Origin of the sequence: Oceanicoccus sp. KOV_DT_Chl (assembly GCF_900120175.1) — a bacterium.
In the GTDB taxonomy this organism is placed as follows: Bacteria; Pseudomonadota; Gammaproteobacteria; order Pseudomonadales; family Dasaniaceae; genus Oceanicoccus.
Genome location: NZ_FQLF01000002.1, coordinates 962358 through 987027, shown reverse-complemented (window position 1 = coordinate 987027; position 24670 = coordinate 962358). Strand labels below are relative to the sequence as shown.

Annotated in this window: 28 protein-coding genes and 2 pseudogenes; 20 read left to right on the top strand and 10 right to left on the bottom strand. The window is 45.0% G+C overall.

The window, feature by feature from the left end; all coding sequences use genetic code 11:
* Nucleotides 1-187: 187 nt before the first annotated feature.
* The 4 genes from UNITIG_RS08255 to rsgA all read right to left on the bottom strand — a co-directional run bounded on the left by UNITIG_RS08255 (nt 188) and on the right by rsgA (nt 4621).
* The gene (locus UNITIG_RS08255) at nt 188-715 is read right to left on the bottom strand and encodes a hypothetical protein (RefSeq protein ID WP_101757945.1); all 528 of its coding nucleotides are present in this window, start codon (nt 713-715) and stop codon (nt 188-190) included.
* Nucleotides 716-1047: 332 nt separating this feature from the next.
* Nucleotides 1048-1695: a VPLPA-CTERM sorting domain-containing protein gene (locus tag UNITIG_RS08250; protein WP_101757944.1), complete on the bottom strand. Its 648-nt coding sequence runs from the start codon at nt 1693-1695 to the stop codon at nt 1048-1050.
* 908 nt (nt 1696-2603) lie between these two features.
* Complete coding sequence (locus UNITIG_RS08245; protein WP_101757943.1) at nt 2604-3182, bottom strand: hypothetical protein; 579 nt, start codon at nt 3180-3182, stop codon at nt 2604-2606.
* Between the two features lie 398 nt (nt 3183-3580).
* Complete coding sequence (rsgA, locus tag UNITIG_RS08240; protein ID WP_200821192.1) at nt 3581-4621, bottom strand: ribosome small subunit-dependent GTPase A; 1041 nt, start codon at nt 4619-4621, stop codon at nt 3581-3583.
* A 267-nt stretch (nt 4622-4888) separates the two neighbouring features.
* Here rsgA and UNITIG_RS08235 point away from each other — a divergent pair.
* Nucleotides 4889-5161 (top strand): annotated as a pseudogene (locus UNITIG_RS08235) (tyrosine-type recombinase/integrase); the annotation flags it as partial.
* Between the two features lie 522 nt (nt 5162-5683).
* Here the strand turns inward: UNITIG_RS08235 and UNITIG_RS08230 are convergent.
* Both UNITIG_RS08230 and UNITIG_RS08225 read right to left on the bottom strand, forming a co-directional pair.
* A complete protein-coding gene (locus UNITIG_RS08230) occupies nt 5684-6208 on the bottom strand; it encodes a hypothetical protein (protein WP_101757942.1) in 525 nt (174 codons plus the stop codon).
* Between the two features lie 463 nt (nt 6209-6671).
* The gene (locus UNITIG_RS08225; RefSeq protein WP_101757941.1) at nt 6672-6869 is read right to left on the bottom strand and encodes a hypothetical protein; all 198 of its coding nucleotides are present in this window, start codon (nt 6867-6869) and stop codon (nt 6672-6674) included.
* Between UNITIG_RS08225 and UNITIG_RS08220 the strand changes: the two genes are divergently transcribed.
* From UNITIG_RS08220 to UNITIG_RS23505, 5 genes are all read left to right on the top strand, one after another.
* On the top strand, nt 6795-7691 hold the full coding sequence (locus UNITIG_RS08220) for a TIGR03857 family LLM class F420-dependent oxidoreductase (RefSeq protein WP_101757940.1): 897 nt from the start codon (nt 6795-6797) through the stop codon (nt 7689-7691). The genes UNITIG_RS08225 and UNITIG_RS08220 overlap by 75 nt on opposite strands.
* Nucleotides 7692-7761: 70 nt before the next feature.
* Nucleotides 7762-8625 (top strand): LLM class F420-dependent oxidoreductase, encoded by an 864-nt coding sequence (locus UNITIG_RS08215; RefSeq protein ID WP_101757939.1) that lies wholly within the window; start codon nt 7762-7764, stop codon nt 8623-8625.
* 29 nt (nt 8626-8654) lie between these two features.
* Nucleotides 8655-9191 (top strand): hypothetical protein, encoded by a 537-nt coding sequence (locus tag UNITIG_RS08210; protein WP_101757938.1) that lies wholly within the window; start codon nt 8655-8657, stop codon nt 9189-9191.
* Between the two features lie 103 nt (nt 9192-9294).
* Nucleotides 9295-10338: a mechanosensitive ion channel family protein gene (locus UNITIG_RS08205; protein WP_200821233.1), complete on the top strand. Its 1044-nt coding sequence runs from the start codon at nt 9295-9297 to the stop codon at nt 10336-10338.
* The gene (locus UNITIG_RS23505; RefSeq protein ID WP_200821232.1) at nt 10326-10709 is read left to right on the top strand and encodes a hypothetical protein; all 384 of its coding nucleotides are present in this window, start codon (nt 10326-10328) and stop codon (nt 10707-10709) included. Before UNITIG_RS08205 ends, UNITIG_RS23505 begins: the two co-directional genes overlap by 13 nt.
* A gap of 184 nt (nt 10710-10893) precedes the next feature.
* Here UNITIG_RS23505 and UNITIG_RS08200 read toward each other — a convergent pair whose 3' ends face one another.
* Complete coding sequence (locus tag UNITIG_RS08200) at nt 10894-11394, bottom strand: TetR/AcrR family transcriptional regulator (protein WP_101757937.1); 501 nt, start codon at nt 11392-11394, stop codon at nt 10894-10896.
* A gap of 205 nt (nt 11395-11599) precedes the next feature.
* Between UNITIG_RS08200 and UNITIG_RS08195 the strand changes: the two genes are divergently transcribed.
* From UNITIG_RS08195 to UNITIG_RS08185, 3 genes are read left to right on the top strand one after another with little or no spacing between them, the layout of a single operon-like run.
* On the top strand, nt 11600-12100 hold the full coding sequence (locus tag UNITIG_RS08195; protein ID WP_101757936.1) for a hypothetical protein: 501 nt from the start codon (nt 11600-11602) through the stop codon (nt 12098-12100).
* A gap of 3 nt (nt 12101-12103) precedes the next feature.
* The gene (locus UNITIG_RS08190) at nt 12104-13447 is read left to right on the top strand and encodes a cytochrome P450 (RefSeq protein WP_101757935.1); all 1344 of its coding nucleotides are present in this window, start codon (nt 12104-12106) and stop codon (nt 13445-13447) included.
* A 15-nt stretch (nt 13448-13462) separates the two neighbouring features.
* Nucleotides 13463-13675: a ferredoxin gene (locus tag UNITIG_RS08185; RefSeq protein WP_101757934.1), complete on the top strand. Its 213-nt coding sequence runs from the start codon at nt 13463-13465 to the stop codon at nt 13673-13675.
* Between the two features lie 13 nt (nt 13676-13688).
* On the opposite strand, the gene UNITIG_RS08180 is transcribed toward UNITIG_RS08185, so the two are convergent.
* Nucleotides 13689-14549, bottom strand: coding sequence for a TIGR03619 family F420-dependent LLM class oxidoreductase (locus tag UNITIG_RS08180; RefSeq protein ID WP_101757933.1), 861 nt, complete (start codon nt 14547-14549; stop codon nt 13689-13691).
* 232 nt (nt 14550-14781) lie between these two features.
* Here UNITIG_RS08180 and UNITIG_RS08175 point away from each other — a divergent pair, with 232 nt between their 5' ends.
* The 11 genes and pseudogenes from UNITIG_RS08175 to UNITIG_RS23485 all read left to right on the top strand — a co-directional run bounded on the left by UNITIG_RS08175 (nt 14782) and on the right by UNITIG_RS23485 (nt 23207).
* Nucleotides 14782-15789 (top strand): NAD(P)-dependent oxidoreductase, encoded by a 1008-nt coding sequence (locus UNITIG_RS08175; protein WP_101757932.1) that lies wholly within the window; start codon nt 14782-14784, stop codon nt 15787-15789.
* Between the two features lie 39 nt (nt 15790-15828).
* Complete coding sequence (locus UNITIG_RS08170; RefSeq protein WP_101757931.1) at nt 15829-16305, top strand: MaoC/PaaZ C-terminal domain-containing protein; 477 nt, start codon at nt 15829-15831, stop codon at nt 16303-16305.
* A gap of 34 nt (nt 16306-16339) precedes the next feature.
* Nucleotides 16340-16963, top strand: a complete 624-nt coding sequence (locus UNITIG_RS23500) for a hypothetical protein (RefSeq protein ID WP_200821231.1) — start codon at nt 16340-16342, stop codon at nt 16961-16963.
* The gene (locus UNITIG_RS25535; RefSeq protein ID WP_369809187.1) at nt 16849-17214 is read left to right on the top strand and encodes a hypothetical protein; all 366 of its coding nucleotides are present in this window, start codon (nt 16849-16851) and stop codon (nt 17212-17214) included. Before UNITIG_RS23500 ends, UNITIG_RS25535 begins: the two co-directional genes overlap by 115 nt.
* A 10-nt stretch (nt 17215-17224) precedes the next feature.
* Nucleotides 17225-17353 (top strand): annotated as a pseudogene (locus UNITIG_RS25035) (oxidoreductase); the annotation flags it as partial.
* A gap of 63 nt (nt 17354-17416) precedes the next feature.
* Nucleotides 17417-18403 carry an FAD-dependent oxidoreductase gene (locus tag UNITIG_RS23490; protein WP_369809186.1) on the top strand — a complete coding sequence of 329 codons (987 nt, stop codon included), beginning with the start codon at nt 17417-17419 and terminating at the stop codon, nt 18401-18403.
* A gap of 53 nt (nt 18404-18456) precedes the next feature.
* Nucleotides 18457-19155, top strand: coding sequence for a hypothetical protein (locus UNITIG_RS08160; protein ID WP_101757930.1), 699 nt, complete (start codon nt 18457-18459; stop codon nt 19153-19155).
* On the top strand, nt 19089-19718 hold the full coding sequence (locus UNITIG_RS08155) for a hypothetical protein (RefSeq protein ID WP_145999125.1): 630 nt from the start codon (nt 19089-19091) through the stop codon (nt 19716-19718). Before UNITIG_RS08160 ends, UNITIG_RS08155 begins: the two co-directional genes overlap by 67 nt.
* Before the next feature lie 217 nt (nt 19719-19935).
* Nucleotides 19936-21852 carry a TonB-dependent receptor gene (locus UNITIG_RS08150; protein ID WP_101757928.1) on the top strand — a complete coding sequence of 639 codons (1917 nt, stop codon included), beginning with the start codon at nt 19936-19938 and terminating at the stop codon, nt 21850-21852.
* Entirely contained in the window at nt 21849-22127 is a 279-nt protein-coding gene (locus UNITIG_RS08145; protein WP_101757927.1) for a TonB-dependent receptor, read from the top strand. The genes UNITIG_RS08150 and UNITIG_RS08145 overlap by 4 nt, the downstream gene beginning before the upstream one ends.
* A gap of 468 nt (nt 22128-22595) precedes the next feature.
* Nucleotides 22596-23207, top strand: coding sequence for a VPLPA-CTERM sorting domain-containing protein (locus UNITIG_RS23485; RefSeq protein WP_101757926.1), 612 nt, complete (start codon nt 22596-22598; stop codon nt 23205-23207).
* Between the two features lie 258 nt (nt 23208-23465).
* On the opposite strand, the gene UNITIG_RS08135 is transcribed toward UNITIG_RS23485, so the two are convergent.
* Together UNITIG_RS08135 and UNITIG_RS08130 are read right to left on the bottom strand one after the other, a co-directional pair.
* Nucleotides 23466-24023 carry a hypothetical protein gene (locus UNITIG_RS08135; protein ID WP_101757925.1) on the bottom strand — a complete coding sequence of 186 codons (558 nt, stop codon included), beginning with the start codon at nt 24021-24023 and terminating at the stop codon, nt 23466-23468.
* 43 nt (nt 24024-24066) lie between these two features.
* Nucleotides 24067-24645 (bottom strand): carbohydrate binding family 9 domain-containing protein, encoded by a 579-nt coding sequence (locus UNITIG_RS08130; protein WP_101757924.1) that lies wholly within the window; start codon nt 24643-24645, stop codon nt 24067-24069.
* Between the last annotated feature and the right edge of the window lie 25 nt (nt 24646-24670).

The window sequence follows — 24670 nt, the reverse complement described above, 5'->3', positions numbered from 1 at the left end:
AGATCTTGATGTTTTCGACGACTGTAATACTTCTTTTAGCGGACATAATAAAAGACCAGTGAAAGTCGAGGCTTACGTCTTGAATGTGCCAAAAGCGGACCTATTGGCTATCATGCTTGAGATAAAAGCAGACATAAAAACCGTGTCCGTTTTATCGGGTCCAGTTCCATGGTCCGTTAAACACGTTTTAGCGCTCAGACTTCCCGACAATGAAGTTTTCATTATTTACATGGCCATTTGTTTTAAGCATATCAGAAAACATGCCGTACACATTTTCCCCGTTAATATACCATGCCCAATCTCTATGCCACCATTGATTGTTATTGTCTTGTCCATGGCATTTTAAAACGTATTTACCATCAGATTCCTGTGCTGGATAGAAATCTGGACATGTATAACCACTTGTTCTCCACCAGTGGAAATCAGGCATTCCAACTTCATTATTTTTTGAAGGTACGTCCCATGCATATATTTTACCGTTGACGTGCTTATAGAAAAGAATTGACCAAATATGATCGCTGTAATGGTCACCGTACATTGGATGTTTTTCTAGCCTGGTCTCTCCACTTTTAAGGTCACCGATATATATACGAGGTAGCTTAGCTTCAGCCAATTTACTCGGCCCCATGGATAAAAACATAGGGGACATATAACCAATGAATCCGGCAATGACGAATGCCCAGACTATGAATAAGAGAATTTTTTTTCGGTTCATAATGCCGCTAACGAGACTGTAGAAAAACACTTTCCAGCATACACTTATCCACAGCCCATTTATTATTAATTTTATTGATCATAAAGCATTCAAAACCATTTTACATAATCATTTAATAGGTGCACTTTCATTCAATATCACCACTGTGGATATTATCAGCTTGTTATGTCGGCTTTCGGGAGCTAGAAAAGAACAATTGATTAGGGCTTATTTGGGTCAGGTAGCGACCTGGAGCGCAATCAGGAGCGATGTACCCTTGTGTGCCATTAACAGACCCTTAGCAGAATCAAAAAAGGCTACCGAAGCAGCCTTGATGTACAGCTTCTAGATAATTATTTTTTGCGTTTAACGCCAACCAAGCCAATTAACGCTGAGCAGAATAACCATGCTGCTGCTGGAATAGGAACTGTGCGCACTAAATAGGAGCCGGAATAATCACTAGTGTAATTAACACTTCTTGTGGTTGAACCATCAAGATTTAATTCTCGCCGACTCCCATTATAAACAGCATTCATAGAGATCAGATTACTTTCATCAGTAAAGGTGCCCGTAATCCCTGATATACCAAACCTTGTTCCTGATGAATTGTCTGGAATTGTACTTCCAAGATAATCTGTTAATTCTCTTGTATTTTGATTTAAACCATCGTTCGGCCAGATCCCGATGCTTTGCCATTCGGGTAGGCCGAACGCCCTTATCAGCGTCCTGACCTCCTGATGCGTTGCATATCTCCAGCCTTCAAAAGCGCCTCCTTCCTGTAACATGGGAATCATATTGTTATATGAAATACCTAGAGTCTGGGTTATATCAAGCCATTCGTTGCTTTCAGTTTGACCATCCTCTTCTGTAATCATAACTTTGGTGATTAGCTCATCCCCAGTGCTATAGAGGTCAACCGCTTCAACTGAAATAAAATCGGCAAACGCCACATTATTTAGAGTCAGTGCTAGGAACGTGAGAATAAAAAGTTTATTTAGCATGAGGGTTGCTCCATATAGTGTAGCTATCCAATGTAACTGAATTATCACAGTCATATTCGCCCTTAGTCAAACTCGTCATGTAAAGAATCGCGACAGACAGAAGCTATTTGAGTAATAGTACCGAAACAATATAGCAGGAAAGCTCTGCTGAGGTTCAGCCAGCTCCACTGGAGGCTAAGACTTACGGTTATATGACTAATGACGGCTATGGGTCACCTTGCGACCACAAGCTCAACAAACCTCACACATCTCTAACGTGCCATTAAGAGACCTTACTAACGAGAGTGTTTAGAAAAAACCGGTCATTAAATATTCGATACGACCCCTTTTATTATTTTTTGTGGTTAGTATTTTCTAATTCACTGAATAATTAGTCAAATCGAAACTGTAAAGCCTTCCGTCACTTTGCGAAAATAAGTGAATAAATCACCCGAATGAGTAAAAAAGCTAATGTCCGTTGTGGGGTCAGGTAGCGACCAGAACCACAACAATCTGTAATCTTCGCTAACGTGCCAAGAGCGTCCAGCGAATTGGCGTCATTCCCGCGTAGGCGGGAACCCAGTTGCGAAAAACCATACTAACGTAGTTCAATATGCCTAGACTGGATTCACAGGAAATTTACGAGCTTAGAGCTAAAATTTTTACTAAGCACTCTGTAGCAATGGATTCCCGCGTGCGCGGGAATGACGATGATTGTAAATACTTCTGTTTTGAGTCATCAACAGCCGAAAACAATTTTTCATTCATATGAAACTTAAAATCAAAACATCGGCAACTTTTAGTTCAAAGCTGCCACTATAGTTAACGCTTTCACAATATCCCGCTGCGTCAGCTTCGTGCCAAAAGCGGTCATTAACGAAAACAAAAAGGCTCCAAACGGAGCCTTGAGATAAAGATTTTTTGGTAAATTATTTTTTACGTTCGAAGCCTGCTAATCCAACTAAAGCCGTTCCAAATAACAAAAAGGCTGGCGGTACAGGCACTTCTGTCACGCTTACTAGTTCAAACTCATCGAGCCTGATGTGATTTCTATTGCCATCCACTTGCCAACTGCCAAAACCGTAGGTGATGTCTTCTAACATGCCCGGTGTTGCATTTGGTAACTCCGTCGGTACCCAGTCATAGATAAACAGTGTTAAGTAATTACCAATCTCGAAGACGCTTCTATTCTCGTTCACTTCGCCTAAGAAGTAAAAATCGTCGATCCAGTCATAGTTCATTTCATTCAGGTTGTAACTCGGGCCATCAATGAGCTCGGCATAATATTGATCATATCGGTATTCAATCTGATCATCTTTACGGGCTTCGCCTGGGTGGTCTAAATCAAACAACACGGTATAGGAGACAGTTTCACCGATTGTCACACGACTTGCAGCATCATCACCTCCGAAGCTGGTAACGACTGCGTTCAGTTCCAATAGATAGGGGGCAGCATTTACAGTGCTGGCACAACAAACGATTGCAATGAGGGATAACAGTTTTTTCATGAAGATCAATCCTTGATGATTGTATTTACTATTGTTGGCTAAAGCAGTAACAGTATAACGGTTACAAGCCGAGCCCTTAGAATAATGATAACGTAATCGTTGTCGCTGCATCAAACGTAATTATTTACATGGACGCTTTAACGTCTTAATAATGAGTCGAAGCACTCAGTGTGGAGGTCCAGCCGTGAGGCGACATTGATTGACTCACGAGTCGCACTCAGCTTGATATAAAGAGAAATGGGAGGGTTATTGAGAGCGCAGGGAATCTAGTTTGAGAAGTCGGCTTCGGGTCACTATTGCGCCTATAACGATAAAAGGATCAATATTCGCTGCCGTACCAATAGCGGTCATTAGCAAAATCAAAAAAGGCTACCGAAGTAGCCAACTATAAGATCTGGCTAACCGCGTTTTATCCGCTTAGCTTGTTGTTGAGTTCTAGCGTAATAGCGGCTTAACTCTTTGTCGTTGGCACGGCGTTCCGCCAAGCTTGCACTGTTGATTTCCTGCTCTCGGAGTAGCTTGCGGTAGCTGTATAGTCTGCGCTCCTCCAGCTCGCCTGATTCTATAGCGTCTTTAACCGCACACTCAGGCTCGCTATCGTGTTGGCAATTGCCATATCGGCATTGCCTGGCGACGGCTTCGATGTCAGCAAAGGTTACAGCCACGCCCTGCTCACAATCTGTCAATTGCAGCTCACGCATACCGGGCGTATCTAAAATCATGGCATCATTAGGCATTACCAGTAATGAGCGACGGGTGGTGGTATGCCTACCCTTGCTATCATCTTCACGAATTCCAGATGTGCTCTGCAATGGTGTTCCCAGTAGTGTATTGGTGAGCGTTGATTTGCCCGCACCAGATGAGCCTAACATAACCACCGTTTTGCCCGGTGTGCACCAATTTAATAAAACACCACTGCTTTCGTGGTCTAACCCATTGAGCGCTTCGACACAAAGAAGCGAATCCAATTGCTGCACCTGATTGCGTAAATCATCAGCGCCAGGGCAAAGATCGGCTTTGGTGAGTACGATAACCGGCTCTACCTGCGCCTCGTGGGTAAGGCTTAAGTAGCGCTCAATGCGATTTAAATTAAAGTCGTCATTCAGCGAGCAAACTATAAAAGCGGTATCAACATTAGCGGCAATTAGTTGCACTGAGACTTTGCTACCAGAAGCCTTGCGTCGAAAACAACTCTTGCGCTCTAACACCCGAGTAATACGTTTCTCTCCGTCCAGTAATATCCAGTCACCAACGGTTAAAGACGGGCACAAGTGGGTGAGTTGAATGGACTGCCTGCCTGCTTCTGACGCGACTTCAATTTCAGATTTGTGGTGTTCTAATACTCTCGCCGGGATAGCATTATCCCACTCATCGAGGTGCAGTTGTTGTTGAAAAAAAGGCTGCCAACCAAGGCTGGCTAAAGATAATAAATTATTCACGGTAAACCCCTGGCGCATTGCACCAATAGAAAAAATTCAGGGCTGAGAGCCCCGGCTAAAAACCGGGCTAAAACTGGTAGGCTAAGTCGAGGTTGACTTTAAACCTATGCGATTGCCCAGTTAGGCATGAATACAATCATCTTTCGATCTCCTAACCGTTTGTGAAGTTTTAACTATAGCATACTGCATTAGTGCTATAGGAATATTAACACAGGGCTCCTATTCGCTACGAAGTAACAAACATCGTTTAAATACAATTCTGAAAATAGCCTGCTAATTTATAACTATTACGCTTATCGGCTTCGAGTAGCCGGATTGAAATGTTATCTAAATTTAAAAGGGAAGATGATTGGGCTAGATCCATCCATCTACGGTACACACTCAATGAGGCGCACTAAGGCTACGCTCATTTACAAGCAAACCAAAAACCTTCGAGCTGTTCAGTTATTACTGGGACATACAAAACTTGAAAGCACTGTTAGGTACTTAGGCGTGGAAGTTGATGACGCGCTTGAAATGTCTGAAAGTATAGAGATTTGAGACATTAAAAACGCCAGCGGCTTCGGTCGCTGACGTGCCAGCTTGAGACATTAGCACGAGGCTGGATCGAAACGATCTTGCAGTGGCACGGCGCGGGGTCGGACCCACTTTTGTGCTGTTTACAAAAGTGGCTCTGACCCCTGACAGAAACCGTTGGCACGATTTCCCTAAATAAACCTTTTTCAGGTCACTCCGATTTATCAACTTGCCATTCTGGCAGATACTTCGAAACAACATCGTGCCAACGGTTTCTAACGGGGGTCAGAGCAAAATTTTACAAACAACGTAAAATTATTGGTCTGACCCCACATTGTGCCGCGAGAAGATCGGCCTATCCGATTTCCTGCCAGCTGGAATGCGCACTTAATTGCTCGAGTCAGCGCAGTGTCAACTACCTAAGTAAGCCCATTCACAGCCACTAGCCTGCTCCTGACCCAGCAGTAGTTAGAGACAACTAGTTAATAAGTCTGCTTGCCGTCTCCCGGCATTGTTCTAACGGTATTATTCAGGGAGGTGCTGTTATCAGTCCAATATACCGATCGGCTCAAGTTCATCGATGACTGGCTGACGGGCATCCATGGTTGGTTCAGGTTCAGCAAGGGGGGCACAATAAAATTTCTCGGCAAAATAAACGATTCGCTTTGGAATGGCTACGCCAATGGCTTCGAGGATCTGTTGCTGCTGGCGCCAATCCGGTATTCCTTTTTTTACTTCGTTTAATTGTTTGGAGGAGGGGGCGCCGATCAACGGATGTTCCAGGTGCCTGTGCAAGGATTTACCGGCTTCGTTAATACGATGAAATTCACTGCCGCCGGCAAATCGTTTTGATGGCTCCCATACTTTGTCAAAGGGAACTTTGGCGGCAACCAGTTTATCTTCCATGCTCAGTTTCGCGCCTCTGACATCAGCATAATAATAGCGCAGCAATTCAGCCCCTGTGTTTCGGCATACCGTAGAAACCACATTTTCCCAAGGCGATGACAGCCATTGATAGCGAAAACGATCAGCTTTAAGAATGGTGACGATCACGGTTGTGATGTCTTTCATCGCTTGTACCTCATGCAATAGGGCAGTTGTCCAAGTGTTTGCCGGGCTGAATTATATCTTCGCATCGCCGGTAAAGCAGTAAGGTATTTCCGCAAATTGACCCAGGTCACAAAAATGCTATGAGACTCCAGCTAGGCGGCTTTGTGCTTTTGCTTAGAGTAGACTTTGCGGGGTTAGGCTGCATTGCGGCCATTTATAAAGCGGATTTCAACACAGGATAAAGACCTTGCAGGCCATAGCGTTATTGCTGATGCATTGGTCAGTAGCGTTAATTCATTAGATGTTAATGGTTTAGTAGCAGCATGCCATGGATAATAGTTGGCGCTATAACAGTGGTAGAGGGTCAAACAATAGCCAGCCAATGACTCGGGCTGCTGTTATATCGACATGAGCTGAATGTTGAGTTAATCAAAGTAACCATTGGAATCATTATGTCTGATCAGGAATTTCCGGAGCTTAGTTGCTACTTACTACCGGGCCATACCCAAACGCCAGCAGATGCAATGCTTGAAGCAAAAGAGGCAGAAGCGCTGGGACTGGGAAAGGTTTGGGTGTCCGAGCGCTTTGACGTCAAAGAGGCCGGGTTATCTGCTCGGCGGCACTGGCGGTCACTGAGAGAGTTAAGGTCGCCACCGCCGCCACCAATATTCATACACGCCATCCGCTACTCCTTGCCTCCATGTGCAGTTCGCTGCACAGCCTATCTGGCGGCCGTTTTGAATTGGGTTTGGCGCGGGGTGTCGCCATTCGCAATCAGTTAATGGGTCTTGAAAATGTCAACAATCAGCAGATGGTGGATGGTTTAACCGTGTTGCGTACCTTATGGCGAGGGGAAAAGGTTATGGGCTATGAGGGCCCGTTAGGTCAATTACCTTACCTCAATATGGGGGATTGGTTGGATGCTGATATACCTATTTATTTTGTGGGGTTTGGCGAGAAAAGTTTGGCTTTCGCCGGGCAGCACTTTAACGGTGTACATCTGCACACCTTTATTACTCCGGCCGGGCTCGGTCGGGTGCGAAAGGCGATTGCTGAGGGCGCTACCAAAGCGAACCGTAATGCCGCTGAGATAAAAATATGCAGTGTGATGGCAACATTGATTAATCCGGATCGGACCGCCCATTTACAAAAACGGGTAGCGCGAATGGCGACCTATATGCAGGCGCCTGGCTACGCTGAAATGTTGGTAGCACTGAATGGTTGGGATCCCGCGGTGCTAACCGCTTTTCGGGAGCATCCACTGGTAAGTTCTATGTTGGGTGGCATTGATAGTGTTGCAACGCTGGAACAATTAGAGGAAATTGAACAATTGATTCCGTCTGAGTGGTTAGCTGCAGCTGCTGTAGGCAGCCCTGAGGAATGTGCTTTGCGGATTCAGCAGGAGTTTGGGCATGGGGTAGATGAAGTGTGCATTCATGCGTCGACGCCAGCAGAGTTTGCCCCTGTTATTGATGCTTACCGCGCACTTAAAAATAAGGGTTAAGGTAAAACGATAGCAGTAATAGTTTAATACAATAATTTGAACGTTCCGGTTTAATAAATAGGACACTTTTATGCATCTGGCCTTTAGCTCAATGAATACCCCCAACGATCCACACCCGGCAGTACTTGCCAAGGCACTGGAAGAGCGAGGTTTTGAATCGCTTTGGTATGGCGAGCACAGCCATATCCCCTGTTCACGGCAAACACCTTACCCGCCCGGTGGTGAAATGCCAGATCCCTATAAAATGATGTTAGATCCCTATTTGTCATTAATGACGGCGGCGAATGCAACCACCACTTTACGTTTTGGTACAGGGATCGCGCTGTTAATGGAGCGTGATATTTTTTCCCAGGCAAAAACCATTGCGACATTGGATCGTTTGTCTAATGGCCGCCTGATGATTGGCACGGGTGTGGGTTGGAATCAGGAAGAATTTGAAAACGCGAACCCACATCCGTTTAAAAAACGCTACAGTGTATTGCGTGAAACGGTAGCCGCAACGCGTAAATTGTGGACTGAAGCTGAGCCTTCTTATCAGGGGGAGTTTATTAAGTTTGATCCGGTATGGGCAGAACCCAAGCCTGTGCAAACCGGCGGTCCCAAAATTTTTATGGGGGCGATGGGACCGTTGGGCAGAAAACATGCGGCCGAGTGGGCAGATGGTTGGTACCCAGTTGATGTGGCGATGGGGGATGTAGCCAAAACCCTTGCCGCTTTTAAGGAAGAAGTGAAAGCGGCAGGGCGCAACCCGCAGGATGTGGAAATTAATATTCAAATTATGAATGCCATTGACCTCGATATTTTAAAATCCTATCGGGATATGGGCGTACAGCGGGCTACTATCGGTGTGTCTATGGATTTATGGGATAAGCCAGAGTCCGTGATGCCGATGATTGATGAGTTTGCTAAAGTGATTCCGGAATTAAAAGCTTAAACCAAGGTAAAAAATAATAGGGGAGGGTGATGGCTACATTATCGGATACGGTATTACGCGTCACTGCGGATAAACTGATCGCCGCTCATCAAGCCGCTAGTCAGAGTAACGACTGGCTATTTTTTGTCGATGAGTTGTACGCGAAAGATTGTATTTATACCTGCCAATATGCCGGGGTGATGGAAGTTACCGCCAATGGTATTGAGGAGATTAAGGCGACCCATTATGGCCGCGATATGCAGGTTGGCTGGGAAGGTTGGAGCTTTCCCTATGAGGGCGTTTATACCGGCACCGACAATAATTTAATTACCCATTGGTTGAATCGTGGCCCCGGCAAACGTGCCGACGGCAGTTATTTTCAGACACCAGGGATTTCCTTTATCACGCTCAATGATGATGCTAAAATTTGTCGCCAGTTGGATATGTTTGACCTCGCCCACCAAATGAAACTCTGTGATGAGCTGGAGAGTGCTGGATTATTATCAGCGCAGTTAAAAGTGCAGTGGGTTATTCCGATGAAAGAAAAGTTGGGGCAGCAGTTAGCAGCTAATGTCGGTTCTCATTAAGAAGACGCAACTTATTACCTTAATTCGATTCGAAAAAGTAAGCCTCCCAAGAATCAGATCCTGGTTTTTAAACGCCAACTAATTATAAAAGAGTTTATATCGCATGGACATAAAATCAGTTTCGACCATTGCAGATGACTTTATACACACCGCTCAGTTCGCTATCAGTGATGCCAACACCTATATTCAATTACTTGTTCTCGTCGTTATTTACATTTTTTCTTTCACCGTTGCTTATAAAATAAGGCATAGTTTCGGCCTAACTCATAATGAGCCATTACAGGGTGCCCATCCAGTTCGCAAACTTGCTTTTAGAATTGGTGAGATATTATTCCCATTATTAGCAATTATGATACTTCAGGTATCAACTAAAGCAGGTGAAAGTCTAGCGTTCACTCCTTGGCTAATCGAATCAGCAATAGCCATTGCAGTATTATTATTTTTTAATTCTTTAATACGCGTTTTTGTTCACGGTAAATTCCCAGCATCTTTGTTTAGATGGGTTGGGTTGCCCATAATTTTGTTACATTTACTAGGATGGTTACTGCCTGTTATTAAGGCCCTCGAAGAAATATCACTGGAGGTCGGTAATATAAATATTTCTGCTTACGGTGTTACCAGGGTCCTCATTTTTGGTAGTTTCTTATTTTGGCTGGGTCGCGTTTCAAACAATTTTGGTAAAGCGGTGATAAGGAATCACGATTCTCTTGATGTACCTACTAAGGAAGTATTTAGCAAGCTTTTTGAGGTTGTTCTTTTCTGTATAGTGGCTCTGCTGCTGTTAAATGTTATGGGGGTCAATCTGACAACGCTGGCAGTATTTGGTGGCGCTGTCGGTGTAGGGCTAGGGTTAGGCTTACAGTCTATCGCTTCAAATTTTATATCGGGGATCATCATCTTGCTCGATCGCTCACTGACAGTTGGTGACTTTGTAGAATTAGATGATGGGCAAAAAGGATTTGTCCGAGAATTTAGAATGCGCTATACCGTATTAGAAACCTACGACGGTAAAGATATTTTAGTTCCAAATGAAAAGTTCATTTCTTCTTCGATGGTCAATTGGACTCACAAAGACCCAAAGCAAAGATACCGTGTGTCGATTTTTCGGTACCTTATGCCACAGATGTTCGTAGTATGGTCGAATTGATCAAAGTTGCGGTCGCCGAACATGAGCAAGTCATAAGCGGTTTAGATGTACCATTTGAAGAGCGGCCTGATTGTGAGATAGACAGTTTTGGCGACTCAGGTATCAACATGTTTGTCGAGTTTTGGATGTATGGTGTTGACGATGGTAAAAACAGGGTAGGCGGAGACCTAATGCTGATTATTCTAGAAACCTTGAGAGAAAATGGAATCGAAATACCCTTTCCTCAACGTGAAGTTAAAATTCTCAATCCCGAGCAGGACACGGCAAAAATAGCAAACAAGCTTTTAGCTATTTGCTTTCTTCTTTTGCTTTCTTCTAATTCTATAGTGGATGCAATGCCGATATTGCGCGTATTATACGCCTCCTTATAATATTGAAATTAAGGCTTTACTCTAATGGATTATTTAACGTTAAATCAAGGGTCAGACTCCTTGATCGCCCCTTGATCGGAGGGCTCAGTTCGGTTTTGACAGCAAGTAGGTAATGGCGTCAGCCAATGCCGCACATTCCTCTTCAATCGATTGCTTGCTGATATTGCCTTTCGGATTGATCTCGTCAACCATGCCGCAGTGTTGCGAACAATAGCCTGCGGGCGACCTGGCTTTGCTTGGGTTGTGGCGCTTGCTGAAAATAATTCGTCCCAGAGTGTGGAGGTTTTTTTGCCCACTGGGCGACTTGGCGCTGGCCATCGATAGTCGATTTTTGGCTTTTGCCGGCATTGCGCAAGATGGCAATGGATACGCGGTATTCTTTTTTATTGACCAGTGACCACACGACATCGATCAATTGGCGTACGCGGTTGTGCAAATCGCTGTCGTCAATTTCAGCCGTGCTGAGGGTTTGGGCAAAATCTTCAAATATATAATCGAGGACAGCCTGCAGCAAACCATCCTTATCACCAAAATGGTATTGCAAAACACCCCATGATACGTCCGCTGCTTCGGCTATTTTATTGGTATGCGCTTCGTGAAAACCTTCTTTGTAAATGCAGTTGATCGCCGCCAGTATGACTTTCTTGCGAGTGAGTTCACGTTTGCTGGTTTTTGGGCTATTCAATTTATACTCTCAACAATAAAAAAGTGAGTTTGCCAAATATACACTCTTCCTACAATCAGAGATTTAAGCTAGCAGTAAAAACCGTAGTGAACACTTAAGCGATATGTAATATTTTATAGTTGAAACTATAAAAAAAATTGGTTACTGTGGCGTTCAAATCACTGTCCTTGCGTCTGTGAGGATGAACCATTGTAGAGGAGCCCTTATGTCTGCTTATAGTCGTGAAGAAATGGAAGAAATGATGCGCCGCTGGTTGGCGGTCAATGATAAAGCCGAGCAAGAAGGTAATTGGCGTCATCTGGCTGATTTTTATAAAGAAGATGTTATTTATGGCTGGGATACGCCGAGTGGCAAATATGAATACACCAGTCGAGAAACGGTGCGTGAAACCTGTGTTGGTGCGGCCATGGACCCCTACAAAGGCTGGACTTATCCCTATGACAAGATTGTTATTGATGAGACCCGTGGCGAGGCCTTTGTTACCTGGTGGCAAACACCACCCGGCGCACCGGTTCGTGCCGATGGCAGTGAGATGAAAGTGATTGGCGCTTCCTGGTTTAAGTATGGGGGTGATTATCAGTGGTCAGAGCAGCTGGATATGTACGACTACACCAATATTACTAATCTGATTAAAGAGTGTGTAGAAACCGGCGTATTGGAAAAAATGCCAACCATGTCCACTGAAATGGTTGCGAGTGAGGAATAAACAATGACTGAAGCTGCGCATGTAGATTTAAAGTTGCCACCGAAGGTTAGTGGTGAAAAACCTGATATCGGTCATATGGAGGAGTTCGGCGTCAACTTTGCAAAGTTTTTATTGCGCTGTAACCAGGAGTGCGGTGAGCTGGCCGAGTTCAATATGGGTGGTCAACAAACGGTGTTGATGAGTGGGCCTGACGCACAGGAAGCGTTTTTTAAAACGCTGGATAGTAAGTTGAGTCGCGCGGCATCGTATCAGGCCACCGTGCCGGTGTTTGGCCGTGGCGTAATTTTTGATGCGCCACCAGAAAAAATGAAAACGCAGCTTAAAATTCAGGTGGATGCACTGCGTTACCAGAATATGAAAAATTACGCCGCCGTGATTGCCGAAGAAGTTGACCAGTGGATTGCCGAGTGGGGCGATGAAGGCGAACTGGATTTTGCTGATGAATTTATTCGTTTAACCTTGCACACCGCCTGTCACTGTTTATTGGGTAAAGATTTTCGATTGCGCATGACCGATGAATTTAAGCGTCTTTACCATGATTTGGAAAAAGGTTTACAGGCGATAGCTTTTGTTGACCCCTATATGCAACAACCGATTTTCGAGGCGCGGGATAATGCGCGCGCACGATTGCAGGAACTGATCAGCGACATTATTGCCGAGCGTCGTGCCAATAGCGACAAAGTCTATGGGGATGCCCTGGAAACCTTTATGTCGGGCACTTACAAGGATGGTTCTTTTTTAACGGACAATGAAGTCACCGGCTTGGTTATCGCAACCATGTTTGCCGGCCACCATACCAGTTCCGGTACTGCGGCCTGGACCTTGATTGAAATAGCCCGCAACCCGCAACAGGCGGCGGAAGTGGTCGCCGAAGTGGATGCGCTATTTACAGATGATCAGCCCTTGAGCTTTGAATCGCTGCGTGAAATCCCTAAGCTGGAACGATTTATTGAAGAAGTATTGCGCATACATCCGCCGCTGGTGTTGTTAATGCGCCGGGTGATGGAAGATATTGATTACAACGGCACGTTGATTGCTGAAGGTAAAACAGTCGCAGCTTCGACTTATGGCTCCCATCGCAATCCGGATTTTTTTCCCGATCCGGAAAAATTTGATTTTCATCGTGAAAAACCCGATACCCTGTGGGCATTTATTCCCTTCGGTGGCGGGCCGCACAAGTGCGCAGGCAATGCTTTTGCCTTGATGCAACTTAAATCGATCTTTGCTGCGTTACTGCGTCGTTATACCTTTGAATTGGTAGATCCATCGGATAGTTATCAGGATGATTTATCAGCCATGGTATTAAAACCTTCATCACCCAGCCGCTTGCGTTACCGGCGCCGTTAATAATCGAGGTGTGTTATGGCATTAAAAATCATTATTGATCGGGATTTATGTCAGGGCCATAGCGTCTGTATGGGCGAGGTACCCGAAGTATTCGATGTGGTCGAGGAAGATGAAGGGTATCCAATGGTTAAGGTATTAATGGAAAATCCTCCGGAAGAACTTCGCGAAAAAGTAATGAAAGCGGCAAAGTATTGTCCGAACCATGTTATTACTGTGATTGACGAATAGAAATTGTTAGCTGTTATTTTAAAAACTGATTAGCAAACTGCTCCAGTCGCCTTTTTTTATCGTCGATGCTGGAAAGTGTCGCTTGACCATTTTCATCAAGAAAATTAGTGCCATTAACCATGGTGACACCCGCGGCTTTAAGACGTTCGTGGGTGCCATCGCCGGGATTTTTTACCCCGGTCCAGATATCAAAAGGTTTATCAGCATTGCCTTGTTGTTGGCGAATCTCATTCAAAGTGTCGAGTAAGGGATAAATCTCTTGCTCGTCATGGCTGGTAGCCATCCAGCCATTGACCGTTGCCGCACGACGCATAGCTGCAGGCGCGTAGCCACCAACCATAATCGGTACTGGCTGGTTGGTAGCGGGAGCCATTTTTACCGCAGGGATATCGTAAAACTGACCGTGGTATTCAGTGATTTCACCGCGCATTAAGGCGGGAATAATTTGCAGCATTTCATCGGCGCGTTTACCCCGGGTATGAAAATTCTGACCTACCATTTCAAATTCAGCTTTTTGCCAGCCAACACCTGCGCCCAACGTGACGCGATCATTCGACATGAATGCCGCTGTGGAAATTGCTTTGGCAACACTGATCGGGTCACGCAAAGGCAGGATAAAAACGGTGGTGAGAAAATGCAGCCGTGTAGTTGCTTGTGCCAGTGCCGCAGTAATCACCCAGGGGTCGGGCCAATGAGTTTCAGGGTTCCAGAAAATATTGCCGCTTTGTCGATATAAATATTCATCGACTTGCTCTTTAGTGGTAACCAGATGATCGCCATAAGACACGCCATGAAATCCCAGCGTTTCACAGAAGCAGGCAAGTTCGACCATTTGATCCATTTCTACGAAAGCCAAAGATTGCCAAAATTTCATGTGCTACTCCTGCGGTTAGGGCTAATGTAGATTACCAGTTGTCACTGGCGCGCCTGTATCATTTGATAGGTATGAGTTGGTATTGATTCTGCCATGGTAGTTGCTACTGTCAATGAAAAATAGTTGAGGCTATAAAATATTTAACGTATGGTAATAACTTGAATACAGCTGAAAAATACCAAAGGGCTTGTGCTAATTTTGTTGGCCAAAAAACGGGATTACTCAAAATATTATGAAAGTATTGGTAACTGGCGGTACGGGTTTTGTAGGCTCCCATGTGGCACGGCAACTATTGGCCTCAGGTCACGACGTGTGTTTGTTGGTGCGCAGTGTTGAGAAAGCGCAGCGATACTATGCACAGTTTGATATTGCTGCGCCGTCCTACATTCAGGGTGATATTACCGATAAATTGTCAGTGGAAAAAGCGTTACTTGGTTGCGAGGCAGTTGTGCATGCTGCAGCGGGCACCCCGATTAATATCGACTCTGTTGACGCGCTGTTTGCAATCAATGTGGGTGGGGTAAAAAATGTGGTGGCGGCGGCTTTGGCTCAAGGGGTTACACGTATTGTTTGTATCTCCAGCATCACTGCTATTTTTAATACCGATGGTAGCAAGGTCACTGCAGATGCTGAGCCAGTACCGTCTAAAATGCCTTATGGTCAAAGCAAAGTTGAAGCAGAATGGTATTTGCGGCAATTGCAGGCAGAGGGTAAACCGATTGCGATAGTCTATCCCGGCGGTATTATTGGTCCGGAAGACCCAGGCTTTTCTGATACGTTTAAAGCCTTGAAGCATCGGGTGGAAAATGGTTTTCGTTTATTTGATGACGGCGGTATGCAACATGTCGATGTGCGTGACCTGGCTGCATTAATTAATAGCTTGATTGTCGATGGGGGCAGTGGTCGTTTTTTAATTCCCGGTGTCTATCGTAGCTGGGTGCAATTAGCGGATATTGTGGAGTCGGTGTCTGGCTGTACCTTGCAACGAATCCCTGCAAAAGGTTGGAAGCTGAGACTGATCGGCAGTATCACCGATGTCTTGCGAAAATTTAAAACTATTGATACGCCGATTTCTGCAGAAACCATGCGTTATGCCACGCTCTGGCCGAATATAAACAATACCGAAGAATTGAACAAAAGAAACATTGATCTGCGCGACCCGGAACAAACCTTTGCAGATGCCATGCAGTGGATGGTCCATGCAGGTCATCTTGATGCGGGCTTATGCCCCAAACTTTAAGTGTTCTATTAGTTATTTAAATGTTGGTAGTAGTTATCTATGTCAAATAAAAATAAAGGCAAGCGGCTGTATTTTGAAGATTGCAATGAAGGTGATAGGTATTTAACAGTAAAGTACCCGGTGACAGCTGAAGAGATTATCGAGTTTGCTAACAAGTGGGATCCACAACCCTGGCATATTGACGAGCAGCAGGCTAAGGCTTCGTTCTTTGGTGGTTTAACTGCGTGCTCGGCACATATTTTTTCTATTTTTTCTATTATCAGTCAGCAGTGGGAAAACGGTGTGGTACAACAGGCTTTTGCTGGTCTGGGCTTTGATGAGATGAGGATGCTGAAACCGGTTTATGCTGGTGACACATTACAGTGTGAAAGCGTGATTAGTATGGTGCGTGAATCAAAAAGCCAACCGGACTGTGGCATCGTAACCTATAGCACCACTTTATTTAATCAAAACAGTGAGGCGGTGTTTAGTATTAAGGCCAGCTCTTTGATGAAAAAAAATCCCGATCGTAATTAGTGTATCTGGTGTTGTTTTTAAGGGTGGATAGATAATGGCTATGGCGACAAAAAAACATTTTCCGCTACTGTCATCTGCCGCCACTATCGGTGCTATGGCACTTAAAAATCGTATGGTCATGTCGCCGATGACTACCGCTTATTGTAATGATGATCAAACCCCCAGTGAACGCTTGATTCGCTACTTTGAAGAGCGCGCCAAAGGCGGTGTGGGTTTGATCACGATGGAATTAATTACCATTGATGAAAGCCATCGGTATATGCATCGCTCGATGACTCTAGCGGAGGATAAATATATTGATGCCCATCGTCGTATTACCGACCGTATTCACCAGCATGGCGCCAAAGTACAACCGCAACTAAGTCACACCGGTCCGGAAAGTGTGGCGCCATTGTTCGGTGGGCCGCAACCGGTGGGGCCCTCGGTTAGTGTTTCACCAGTGTGGGGTTGGCACAGCCGGCCACTGGAGATAAGTGAGTTGCCAACTATAGCGCGGCAATATGGCGAAGGGCGCGCCGGGCTAGAGAGGCGGGTTATGATGGCATCGAGTTACATGCTGCCCATTGTTACAACTTATTGGGTTCTTTTCTTTCACCGTTACGCAATAAACGCACAGATGAATATTCTGCCTTTAAGGCGGAAACCCGTACTCGCTTAATTGAAGAGGTGTTAGCAGAAATAAAATCTCGCGCCGGTAAGGATTTTCCGGTGACACTTAGTTTGTCCGGTTATGAACGCACGCCCGGAGGGCGTGCCCTTGACGATAGTCAGCGATTGGCGCCACTGTTAGTAGCAGCAGGGGTGGATTGCTTTCGTATCAGTGGCGGCATATCCGATGCGTTAGTGACGATGATGGGGGGCGCAGTGAATATGGTGATGCACACAATATTGCGCAGGCTGAAGCGATAAAAATGTCGTCGACGTGCCGGTGATGTTGGTAGGTCGTATTCATGATCCCGCGTTGGCGGAGCAGATTCTGGCCAATGGTCAGGCTGATTTGATTGCCATGGCGCGGCCGTTATTGGCCGATCCCTACTTTCCGCAAAAAGTCACCGGCGGCCAGGCTCATCGCATTCGCCGTTGTATTTCCTGTGAAAACTGTATTGATTCCATGCAAATGAATGACAATCTGGCCTGTGCGGTAAATGCTTTTTCTGGTTGTGAATCCGAGCAGGAAATTGCATCGGGTAAGCGCAAAGTGGTGATTATTGGCGCAGGTACTGCCGGTTTGGAGGCAGCCCGGTTGGCAGCAGTCGCTGGGCATACGGTCACTGTGTTTGAACAGCAGCAACAATTGGGCGGGTCATTGCGGCTTGCCTCTACTGTGCACAAAGATAATGAACTATTTCTTAACTGGTTATTGTCCGAAGTGAAATTACTGAACATTGATTTCCGTTTGGGTGTAACCGCCAGTGTTGACACCATCATCGCTGAAAATCCTGATCATATTTTAGTGGCAAGTGGTGCCGTAGTGACAGCGCCGCCTATCCCTGGCATTGAACAGCCGCATATTCTAACCGGAAGATTAATTCGTCAAATAATGTCTGGCAATGCGGATGGCGATGAGCTGTGGCGTGTTTCTATGTGGCTGCAACGGCTACTGTTTGTATTGCTTGCGTTGGTAAAAAAATTATCGCCACAACAGCTGCGTTGGTTGAGCAAGCTGTGGCTGCCTCTGGGTAAAGTGATTGTTATTGTCGGTGCTGATTTGGTGGCAGTAGAACTGGCAGAGTTTTTGGCTGAGCGCGGTCGCAAAGTTTATCTTTTGGATGAAGGCAAAAAACTGATTCCCGAAGTGGGTAAAAAGCGCCGCAATGAACATATGGATCGCCTGGATCAGCTGAAGGTTGTGGTTAATACCTCGGTTTCGATTCAGCGCATAGAGAACAAAACAGTGTTTTTTTCGGTACTGGCTAAAAAGCTTAAAATCAGTGCGGATAATATCATTGTCGCTGGCAAGCCCGTTGCTGAGATGAGCTTGGCTGATAATTTAAGAGCAAAGAACTTACCCGTGCAAGCGATTGGCGATTGTAGCGGCTTGGGTTTGATTGCAGGGGCGACCAGAGATGCCGCGCAGGCCGTAGCAAATATTCAGTAAATTTTAATGGGGCTTGGTTTGAGCGCTAGTGAATAAAAAAAGAGGTTGAGTCAATGAATAATAATCAATGGGACGGTTTTAGTCGGCAGCAGCTTGCTCGCCTGGGGCGGGAGTATATGTTGTTTGCGCAGTTTAATAGCCGCACCGGTTATGCTGCATTACAAATGAATCATGGTCCGGAAGCGTATTTGGATGTTGCGATAGAAAACTGGATGGCTGTTAGTCCGGTGTATACCCAGCGCATGCAAAAAGCGATGGGGTTTGCCGGAAAAAAAGATGTCGCCACTATTTTTAAAGGCTTGCAACTGGAGTGTGGTTTATCCCATCAATATTTTGATGCGCACTTTGAAATATTGTCGGCAGATAAAGGGCGGTTCTGGTTAGCGAGTTGCGGCCCTTTGCTCGAAACTGAGCCGCGCGGGGATGTAGCGGTAAAAACCATGTGCCATGATATTGAGGACCCGACCTTTGATGCCACTGCTGTTGCGACGAATCCGCGAGCGCGGATGCGTCCAGTGCATCGTCCCCCACGGCTACCTACTCATCAAGGTTCGCACTGTGAATGGGATGTGTTTATTGATTATGAGGCTGAACCCTTGGTCGAAACTGCGGTGACTGGTGTCATGCGTGGTTCGCAGTTGGCTTCCCTGCACATTAAACGGCCGCGAAGTAGCGAACCGGGGGTATGGATTACTACGATGGGCCGGTGGTGGAACAGGTACAGCTGGAGCAATTTTCCCATGCGGCATTAGTCGTCATTTGCAAGGAGTTGGCGGGCCAGTGTCATATGTTAATCCTTAGCCTGATGCTGGCGATTGAAAGCCGCTATGGGCGCGAGGCTGCGTTGACCATTGCACTGTTTCAGATGACTGGCAGTTGCTGGGTAATCAGTGAACGCTTGTGTGAAGCGATGGATGAAACCGGTGGCGGACTTGATGCGATTGCCAATGTGCTGGCCATTCACCCGGCGTTGCAACCCAGTGAATATATTGATATCCAGTTAGACCGCAGCGATGAACAGTGTTTGCGGATTAGCTTTGCGCAATCCCCTGCGGCATCGGAGTTGAATGGTTTTGGTTGGTATGGTTTGTTAGCGGCAGGGTTAACGGAAGGCTTGGACGCACTGGTAAAAGGCATTGATAGGCACGCCAGCATAACCGCCTGTGGTGCAATGAGCTGGAATATAACATTGGCCAATGCTGCGGAATTAATAGATGAGGCTGCGGAGGAGCCCGTGCCGGTGCAAATTGCCAAGGGCACTTTGCTTTATCAGGCAAAGCTCACAGATCATGTGCAGTTACTGCAGTCTATATAGCAAAATTGAATCGAGGAATAATATTTTTGTCTGTATAAGTATTTTTATTTTGTAATTTAAATATAGTTGCAACTATATAATTTAGCTTGTAGTCTTAAAAAATAGCTGCGGCTATAAGTTTTGTCGGTCTTTAGAATTTATTTTATTGGCGACTGCCGTATTACTTATAAGCTTTCATGATTAAAGGTGATAACAATAAACTAGATCGGGGAAGAGTATGCTTAACAATAAAAAACGGCTGCTAATGATGATGTCTGTTAGTGCGGCTTCATGGGTTCAGGCTGAACCCGGGCTGGTGCTGGAAGAAATTATGGTAACTGCCCAGCGCGCGGTTGAAGGTGTACAGACTGTACCGGTAACCGTTAATGCTATTTCAGGGAGGGCATACAGCGATACCGTCAGCAATGATATTCGGGATTTATCCAAATTAACCCCGGGCTTATCGCTGGAAAGTAGCGGTAATAACCAGAATGTAACCCTGCGTGGTATCGGTACTAAAATAAGCGCACCGCAATCGCCAAGAACCAATATATATGTTGATGGCGCTTACCAGATGCAGCAGCAAAATTCTTTTTTCTCGCAGTATGACCTGGAGCGTTTTGAGGTGCTGCGTGGACCACAAGGCACCTTGTATGGCAAGGCCTCGCCTACAGGCACAATTGTTATCCATACGGCAAACCCAACGCTGGGGCATGCGGATGGCTATGTCCGTCAGACTGTAGGTCAACACAATTTGAGCACCACTGAGTTTGGTACCAGTGTGCCGATTATTAAAGATGAACTTGGCGTGCGTATCTCCGGTTTATATGATGAAAATAATAACAAGGATTATCAGTATCAGGATTCGAGTCCGAGCGAACCTATAGATCGCACCCGTTCTGGCCGTGCCAATGTGTACTGGGAGCCAGGTAATGGCTTTGATCTGCGTTTTTCTTATACCTATGTTGATAAAACCAGTGGCGTCGATTTGTATGTGGCGGAGACTGCAGATGATCGCTGGGGTGTTGAGTTGTCGCCCTATGATCGAGAGTCGCTATCGAATCGGGAGAAAGAGCAGAATATTAGTTTTGGCCAATCTATTTTGGAAATGAACTATGAGTTGGATGATTATATATTAACGTATCAGGCGTATTATTCAGAGGCGAGTAATTACCAGCTGAATGATGAAGACTATACGCCGGTTGATGATTCCTACCAGACGATTGATATAAATTTTTCTGATCTCTTTAATAATGAGTTTCGTCTTAGCTCCGAGGGTAATGACACTTGGGATTGGATTGCTGGTGTCTATTATGCTAAATCCGGTGCCTTGACTCATGCCTTTAATAAGCAAACCCGAGGTGCTTTGGATATTAATGCCTACGTGGATTTATTTTCTGCCGCAGAAGATTATGGTGTCTTTATCCACAACAGTATTTTTCTGACGGATGAGATGACACTGACACTGGGTGGTCGCTGGACCAAAGAAAGGCGGAGTGGTTCTTCTAATAGTAATTTTTATCTGGTTAACGGTGGAACAGAAATACCTGTAGGTGGTGGCGTTGAAAATGCCAACACCAAGTATATCGATTGGACCGGTACCGCAAAACTATCGTATGTGTTGTCGCCGGATGAAATGGTCTACGCTACGGTTGATCTTGGTGGCCGCTCTGGTGGCCAGGGTATCGATGTTAAAGGGACTGTTCCCGAGGCTTTATCGCTTTACGATCCTGAGTCGTCTACCAGTTTTGAGTTTGGCTATAAGTCAGATTTACTGGATGGCCGGATGCGATTAAATACGTCAGTGTATTACCAGATTTATCAAGATTATCAGGTTGAGTTGGAGGCGCCTATTAATGATGCCATTCAGGGTTTGACTAGCTTTTCCGGCATTCAGAATGCCGAAGAGGTTATCGCTCAGGGCGCGGAAGTTGAAGTGAACTATTTGTTGGCAGCAGACTTGGTGGTGAACATGGCGGTTGCTTACAACGATACCAAATATGAAGAATTTACCGGAGCTGCCTGTGATGATGGTAATTCTGCATCACTGGCTGTAGGTGAATATGCTACCTGTGAATACACTGGCCAGCGTTTGGGGGGGATTCCGGTAACTGGTCAGCAGTTGTCTCGACCAGCTATTCACAATCCTTTATGAATACTGGTTTTGACTGGTATGTAGATGCATTTATGAAGTTTGATTCGTTCCGCATAGCGCCTAATACCCAACGCAGGTCAGCAAGTTATTCCACATTTGACTTGTTTACCGGTATCAGGGATGAGGTATGGGATTTGAAATTGTGGGTGAAAAACCTGACCGATAAAGAAGCGATAGTGCAGAATGACAAGGCTGCGGTAGATAGTTTAATTCCACATCTTCGGGTGCTTAATCCACGGCAATTTGGTGCTACGGTGACTTACCGGTTTGAGTGATCGCTAAAGGTGTTTACCGGGGAATATAGGAAGCAAGGTAGTAGCGTGTTTAATGGGTGCAGTGATCCGTTAAACACGTTTATAAAAGCTATATGATTCATATATATCCATATTATTACTATGGGATATTATGCGCGGAGAAATTCAATAACGATCACAGCTGGTCAGGCATTATGAGGTATATAACTCAAGCTTGATCTGACACTACGGTTAATTTTGTTTATCTAAAACCTGAGAGGTTGTCGGTAAGGCGGCATGTATTTTTGTAGTTAAAGTTAGTGCTGCTGTTAGGATATTTACTTTACATAAAACATAAGTTTGTCGATATTTATAATTAGCTGCCAATAAAATAAATACCTAAGTGTCGAAACTCTTTACGGAGTCCTCCTTGATTAAATCACTTATAGCTGTGATTATTGTTGTACAAAAATAAAGCGTCATAATAATAATTGTAAGGAGTACTATCCCATGCTGAAAAAAACGCTAGCCATTTCTAGTCTTATCTTTTTATCTTGCTTGTCAATATCAGCTTTTTCCGTAACTGTCGCTACTTTTAATTCCGTTTCAACTTCTGATGAAAGCGCATACTGGTCAACTTATAATAGTTCTTCACTAGGTGCAGCCATTCTTTCTAGCGATGGTAGTTATGTCGATACAGGTTATAATAATATTATTGCTTCCGACGCTACACGTTTAATTAATGTAACGATAGCCTATGACACGAATCTCACAGGTGACATTAACGGGAATGTGTTGTCAAACGTAACTGGCTATTCAATTATTCAAAGTTGTTCAGATAACGGCTCTTCTTCTGAAGGTATTGCTATTAATGGTTGTGCAGCACTTTACGCTTATCCGGGTACCTATGCTTTGTATATGGTGGGTAATGCCGACCCATTAGTGTTTGACTTTTTAATTGGAGGTAGCACCAACTTTCAAACCACGATCACAGGTTCTGGCATCATAATTGATACAAACTTAATAACAGTTTCTTCTGTGCCTGTGCCAGCGGCGGCTTGGTTATTTGGCTCTGCTTTGATAGGGCTATTTGGATTAAAGCGAAAAAATAACCGTAAATAGATAAGTTATCAAGGCTCCTGATGGGCCTTTTTCTTTTTTTAAAATGTCCTGAATTGGCACAACTCCGCTGGATCTAAATATATACGGATGAATTAATCACATTTCTGCTTAGAAGAAAGTATGATTTTGTCCAGGCCTGATATAACGTTAAGCTTGAGCTGCTGCAGATTTATTTTTTATACCAAACGATTCTGTCGGCCTCTTTGTTGCATGCTTGTTAGAATAATTATATTGCTAGATACACAGCCGCCTTTTTAATTAACTGAAATAAGCCGCTATGATAAAAGCCACAACCCCAGCCCCCATTGCCTGAAGACTTAAGGTTTTATATTTTGGTGCTTGCCAAGCCATTAGCAAGCCAGAGATCAATAGTGCCAGTAATCCCAGAGACCATGCCACTGCCAATACTTTGAAACTGTTACTGCCTTCAGATTTATGCAGGTTAACCAGAAATCGGAACTTGTCAGCCGTTTCTATAGTGAGCGTTGCCTGTGATGTGTCAATGTCGCCTTTTAAGAGAACGGTGTGTTGGCTACCCTCCCATTCAAAACTTAATTCATTGTCTTGCGTTTCCAGATCTGCTTTTCCTTTGGGTGGTGCAATACCGCGTTTTGATAGTTCGCCGCCGATAATGGCTTTTAAGCTATTAATGTCGTCGGGTAAGCTTTGGCCGAGTTGTAGCACTTCGCTGGTTTTTTCATAGTCGCCTTTAACGCCCAGGTTCATCAATCCACCCGTTAGCAAAAATAGCAGTGCAGTGGTAAAGAAAAAACCAGCCAGGATGGTGTGGATTTTTACTAATAATAGTCTATTCATAATTATTTCCTTTTTGTTTGATTATGCTTATCGCAACTACCGATTAGCTGCGTTCCAAGTTAATTTTCCATTGCTGAATGTCGCTGTCGGGAAAGCGAAGTACGTTTAGCGGTATTGCAATTTCTACGATATAAGCAAAATCGGTTATACGGCCAGCGGAGTACCAGCTTGTATCCCAGCTGCTGGATTCTTCATCCGTGTTTTCGTTGCGGACTATGTCGGTTTGTACGCCCAGGGCGTTAACGGTAAATCGATGAGCGATTTGTGCGCTGTTAAAGGTATCAATGGTGATCGTTACCGTGTCATCGTCAGGGCTGCTGTCGCGGTCCCTTAAAAAGGCACGAATTTTTTCTGGTTGCGAGTCGTAGGCCTTGAAGGCGATATACAGTGTGTTGTAATGAGTGAGTAACCTAGCCTCGGTTACAACGGCTGGCCGGGTATTATTACCGGGTTTGGTTTCATAATTTAATGACAGCACTTCCGCCTGCTGCCAGGCAATATCATCAAGCTTGGCATCTACAGTGATGGGCAGTTGAGTGCTTTGCAGGGTAAAACTTTGGGCATGGGCGACGAATAAAAACGTCAATACCATCAATATGAAAATTCCGTGTAAGTATTTCATTACTTATCTGCTTTTAATTTGGATT

Excerpts from the sequence above, each read along its gene's own strand:
- UNITIG_RS08255 (WP_101757945.1), bottom strand. The coding sequence starts at position 715 with ATGAACCGAAAAAAAATTCTCTTATTCATAGTCTGGGCATTCGTCATT.
- UNITIG_RS08250 (WP_101757944.1), bottom strand. The coding sequence starts at position 1,695 with ATGCTAAATAAACTTTTTATTCTCACGTTCCTAGCACTGACTCTAAAT.
- UNITIG_RS08245 (WP_101757943.1), bottom strand. The coding sequence starts at position 3,182 with ATGAAAAAACTGTTATCCCTCATTGCAATCGTTTGTTGTGCCAGCACT.
- UNITIG_RS08230 (WP_101757942.1), bottom strand. The coding sequence starts at position 6,208 with ATGAAAGACATCACAACCGTGATCGTCACCATTCTTAAAGCTGATCGT.
- UNITIG_RS08225 (WP_101757941.1), bottom strand. The coding sequence starts at position 6,869 with ATGGCGTGTATGAATATTGGTGGCGGCGGTGGCGACCTTAACTCTCTC.
- UNITIG_RS08215 (WP_101757939.1), top strand. The coding sequence starts at position 7,762 with ATGCATCTGGCCTTTAGCTCAATGAATACCCCCAACGATCCACACCCG.
- UNITIG_RS08210 (WP_101757938.1), top strand. The coding sequence starts at position 8,655 with ATGGCTACATTATCGGATACGGTATTACGCGTCACTGCGGATAAACTG.
- UNITIG_RS08205 (WP_200821233.1), top strand. The coding sequence starts at position 9,295 with ATGGACATAAAATCAGTTTCGACCATTGCAGATGACTTTATACACACC.
- UNITIG_RS23505 (WP_200821232.1), top strand. The coding sequence starts at position 10,326 with ATGGTCGAATTGATCAAAGTTGCGGTCGCCGAACATGAGCAAGTCATA.
- UNITIG_RS08195 (WP_101757936.1), top strand. The coding sequence starts at position 11,600 with ATGTCTGCTTATAGTCGTGAAGAAATGGAAGAAATGATGCGCCGCTGG.
- UNITIG_RS08190 (WP_101757935.1), top strand. The coding sequence starts at position 12,104 with ATGACTGAAGCTGCGCATGTAGATTTAAAGTTGCCACCGAAGGTTAGT.
- UNITIG_RS08185 (WP_101757934.1), top strand. The coding sequence starts at position 13,463 with ATGGCATTAAAAATCATTATTGATCGGGATTTATGTCAGGGCCATAGC.
- UNITIG_RS08180 (WP_101757933.1), bottom strand. The coding sequence starts at position 14,549 with ATGAAATTTTGGCAATCTTTGGCTTTCGTAGAAATGGATCAAATGGTC.
- UNITIG_RS08175 (WP_101757932.1), top strand. The coding sequence starts at position 14,782 with ATGAAAGTATTGGTAACTGGCGGTACGGGTTTTGTAGGCTCCCATGTG.
- UNITIG_RS08170 (WP_101757931.1), top strand. The coding sequence starts at position 15,829 with ATGTCAAATAAAAATAAAGGCAAGCGGCTGTATTTTGAAGATTGCAAT.
- UNITIG_RS23500 (WP_200821231.1), top strand. The coding sequence starts at position 16,340 with ATGGCTATGGCGACAAAAAAACATTTTCCGCTACTGTCATCTGCCGCC.
- UNITIG_RS23490 (WP_369809186.1), top strand. The coding sequence starts at position 17,417 with ATGCAAATGAATGACAATCTGGCCTGTGCGGTAAATGCTTTTTCTGGT.
- UNITIG_RS08160 (WP_101757930.1), top strand. The coding sequence starts at position 18,457 with ATGAATAATAATCAATGGGACGGTTTTAGTCGGCAGCAGCTTGCTCGC.
- UNITIG_RS08155 (WP_145999125.1), top strand. The coding sequence starts at position 19,089 with ATGGATTACTACGATGGGCCGGTGGTGGAACAGGTACAGCTGGAGCAA.
- UNITIG_RS08150 (WP_101757928.1), top strand. The coding sequence starts at position 19,936 with ATGCTTAACAATAAAAAACGGCTGCTAATGATGATGTCTGTTAGTGCG.
- UNITIG_RS08145 (WP_101757927.1), top strand. The coding sequence starts at position 21,849 with ATGAATACTGGTTTTGACTGGTATGTAGATGCATTTATGAAGTTTGAT.
- UNITIG_RS23485 (WP_101757926.1), top strand. The coding sequence starts at position 22,596 with ATGCTGAAAAAAACGCTAGCCATTTCTAGTCTTATCTTTTTATCTTGC.
- UNITIG_RS08135 (WP_101757925.1), bottom strand. The coding sequence starts at position 24,023 with ATGAATAGACTATTATTAGTAAAAATCCACACCATCCTGGCTGGTTTT.
- UNITIG_RS08130 (WP_101757924.1), bottom strand. The coding sequence starts at position 24,645 with ATGAAATACTTACACGGAATTTTCATATTGATGGTATTGACGTTTTTA.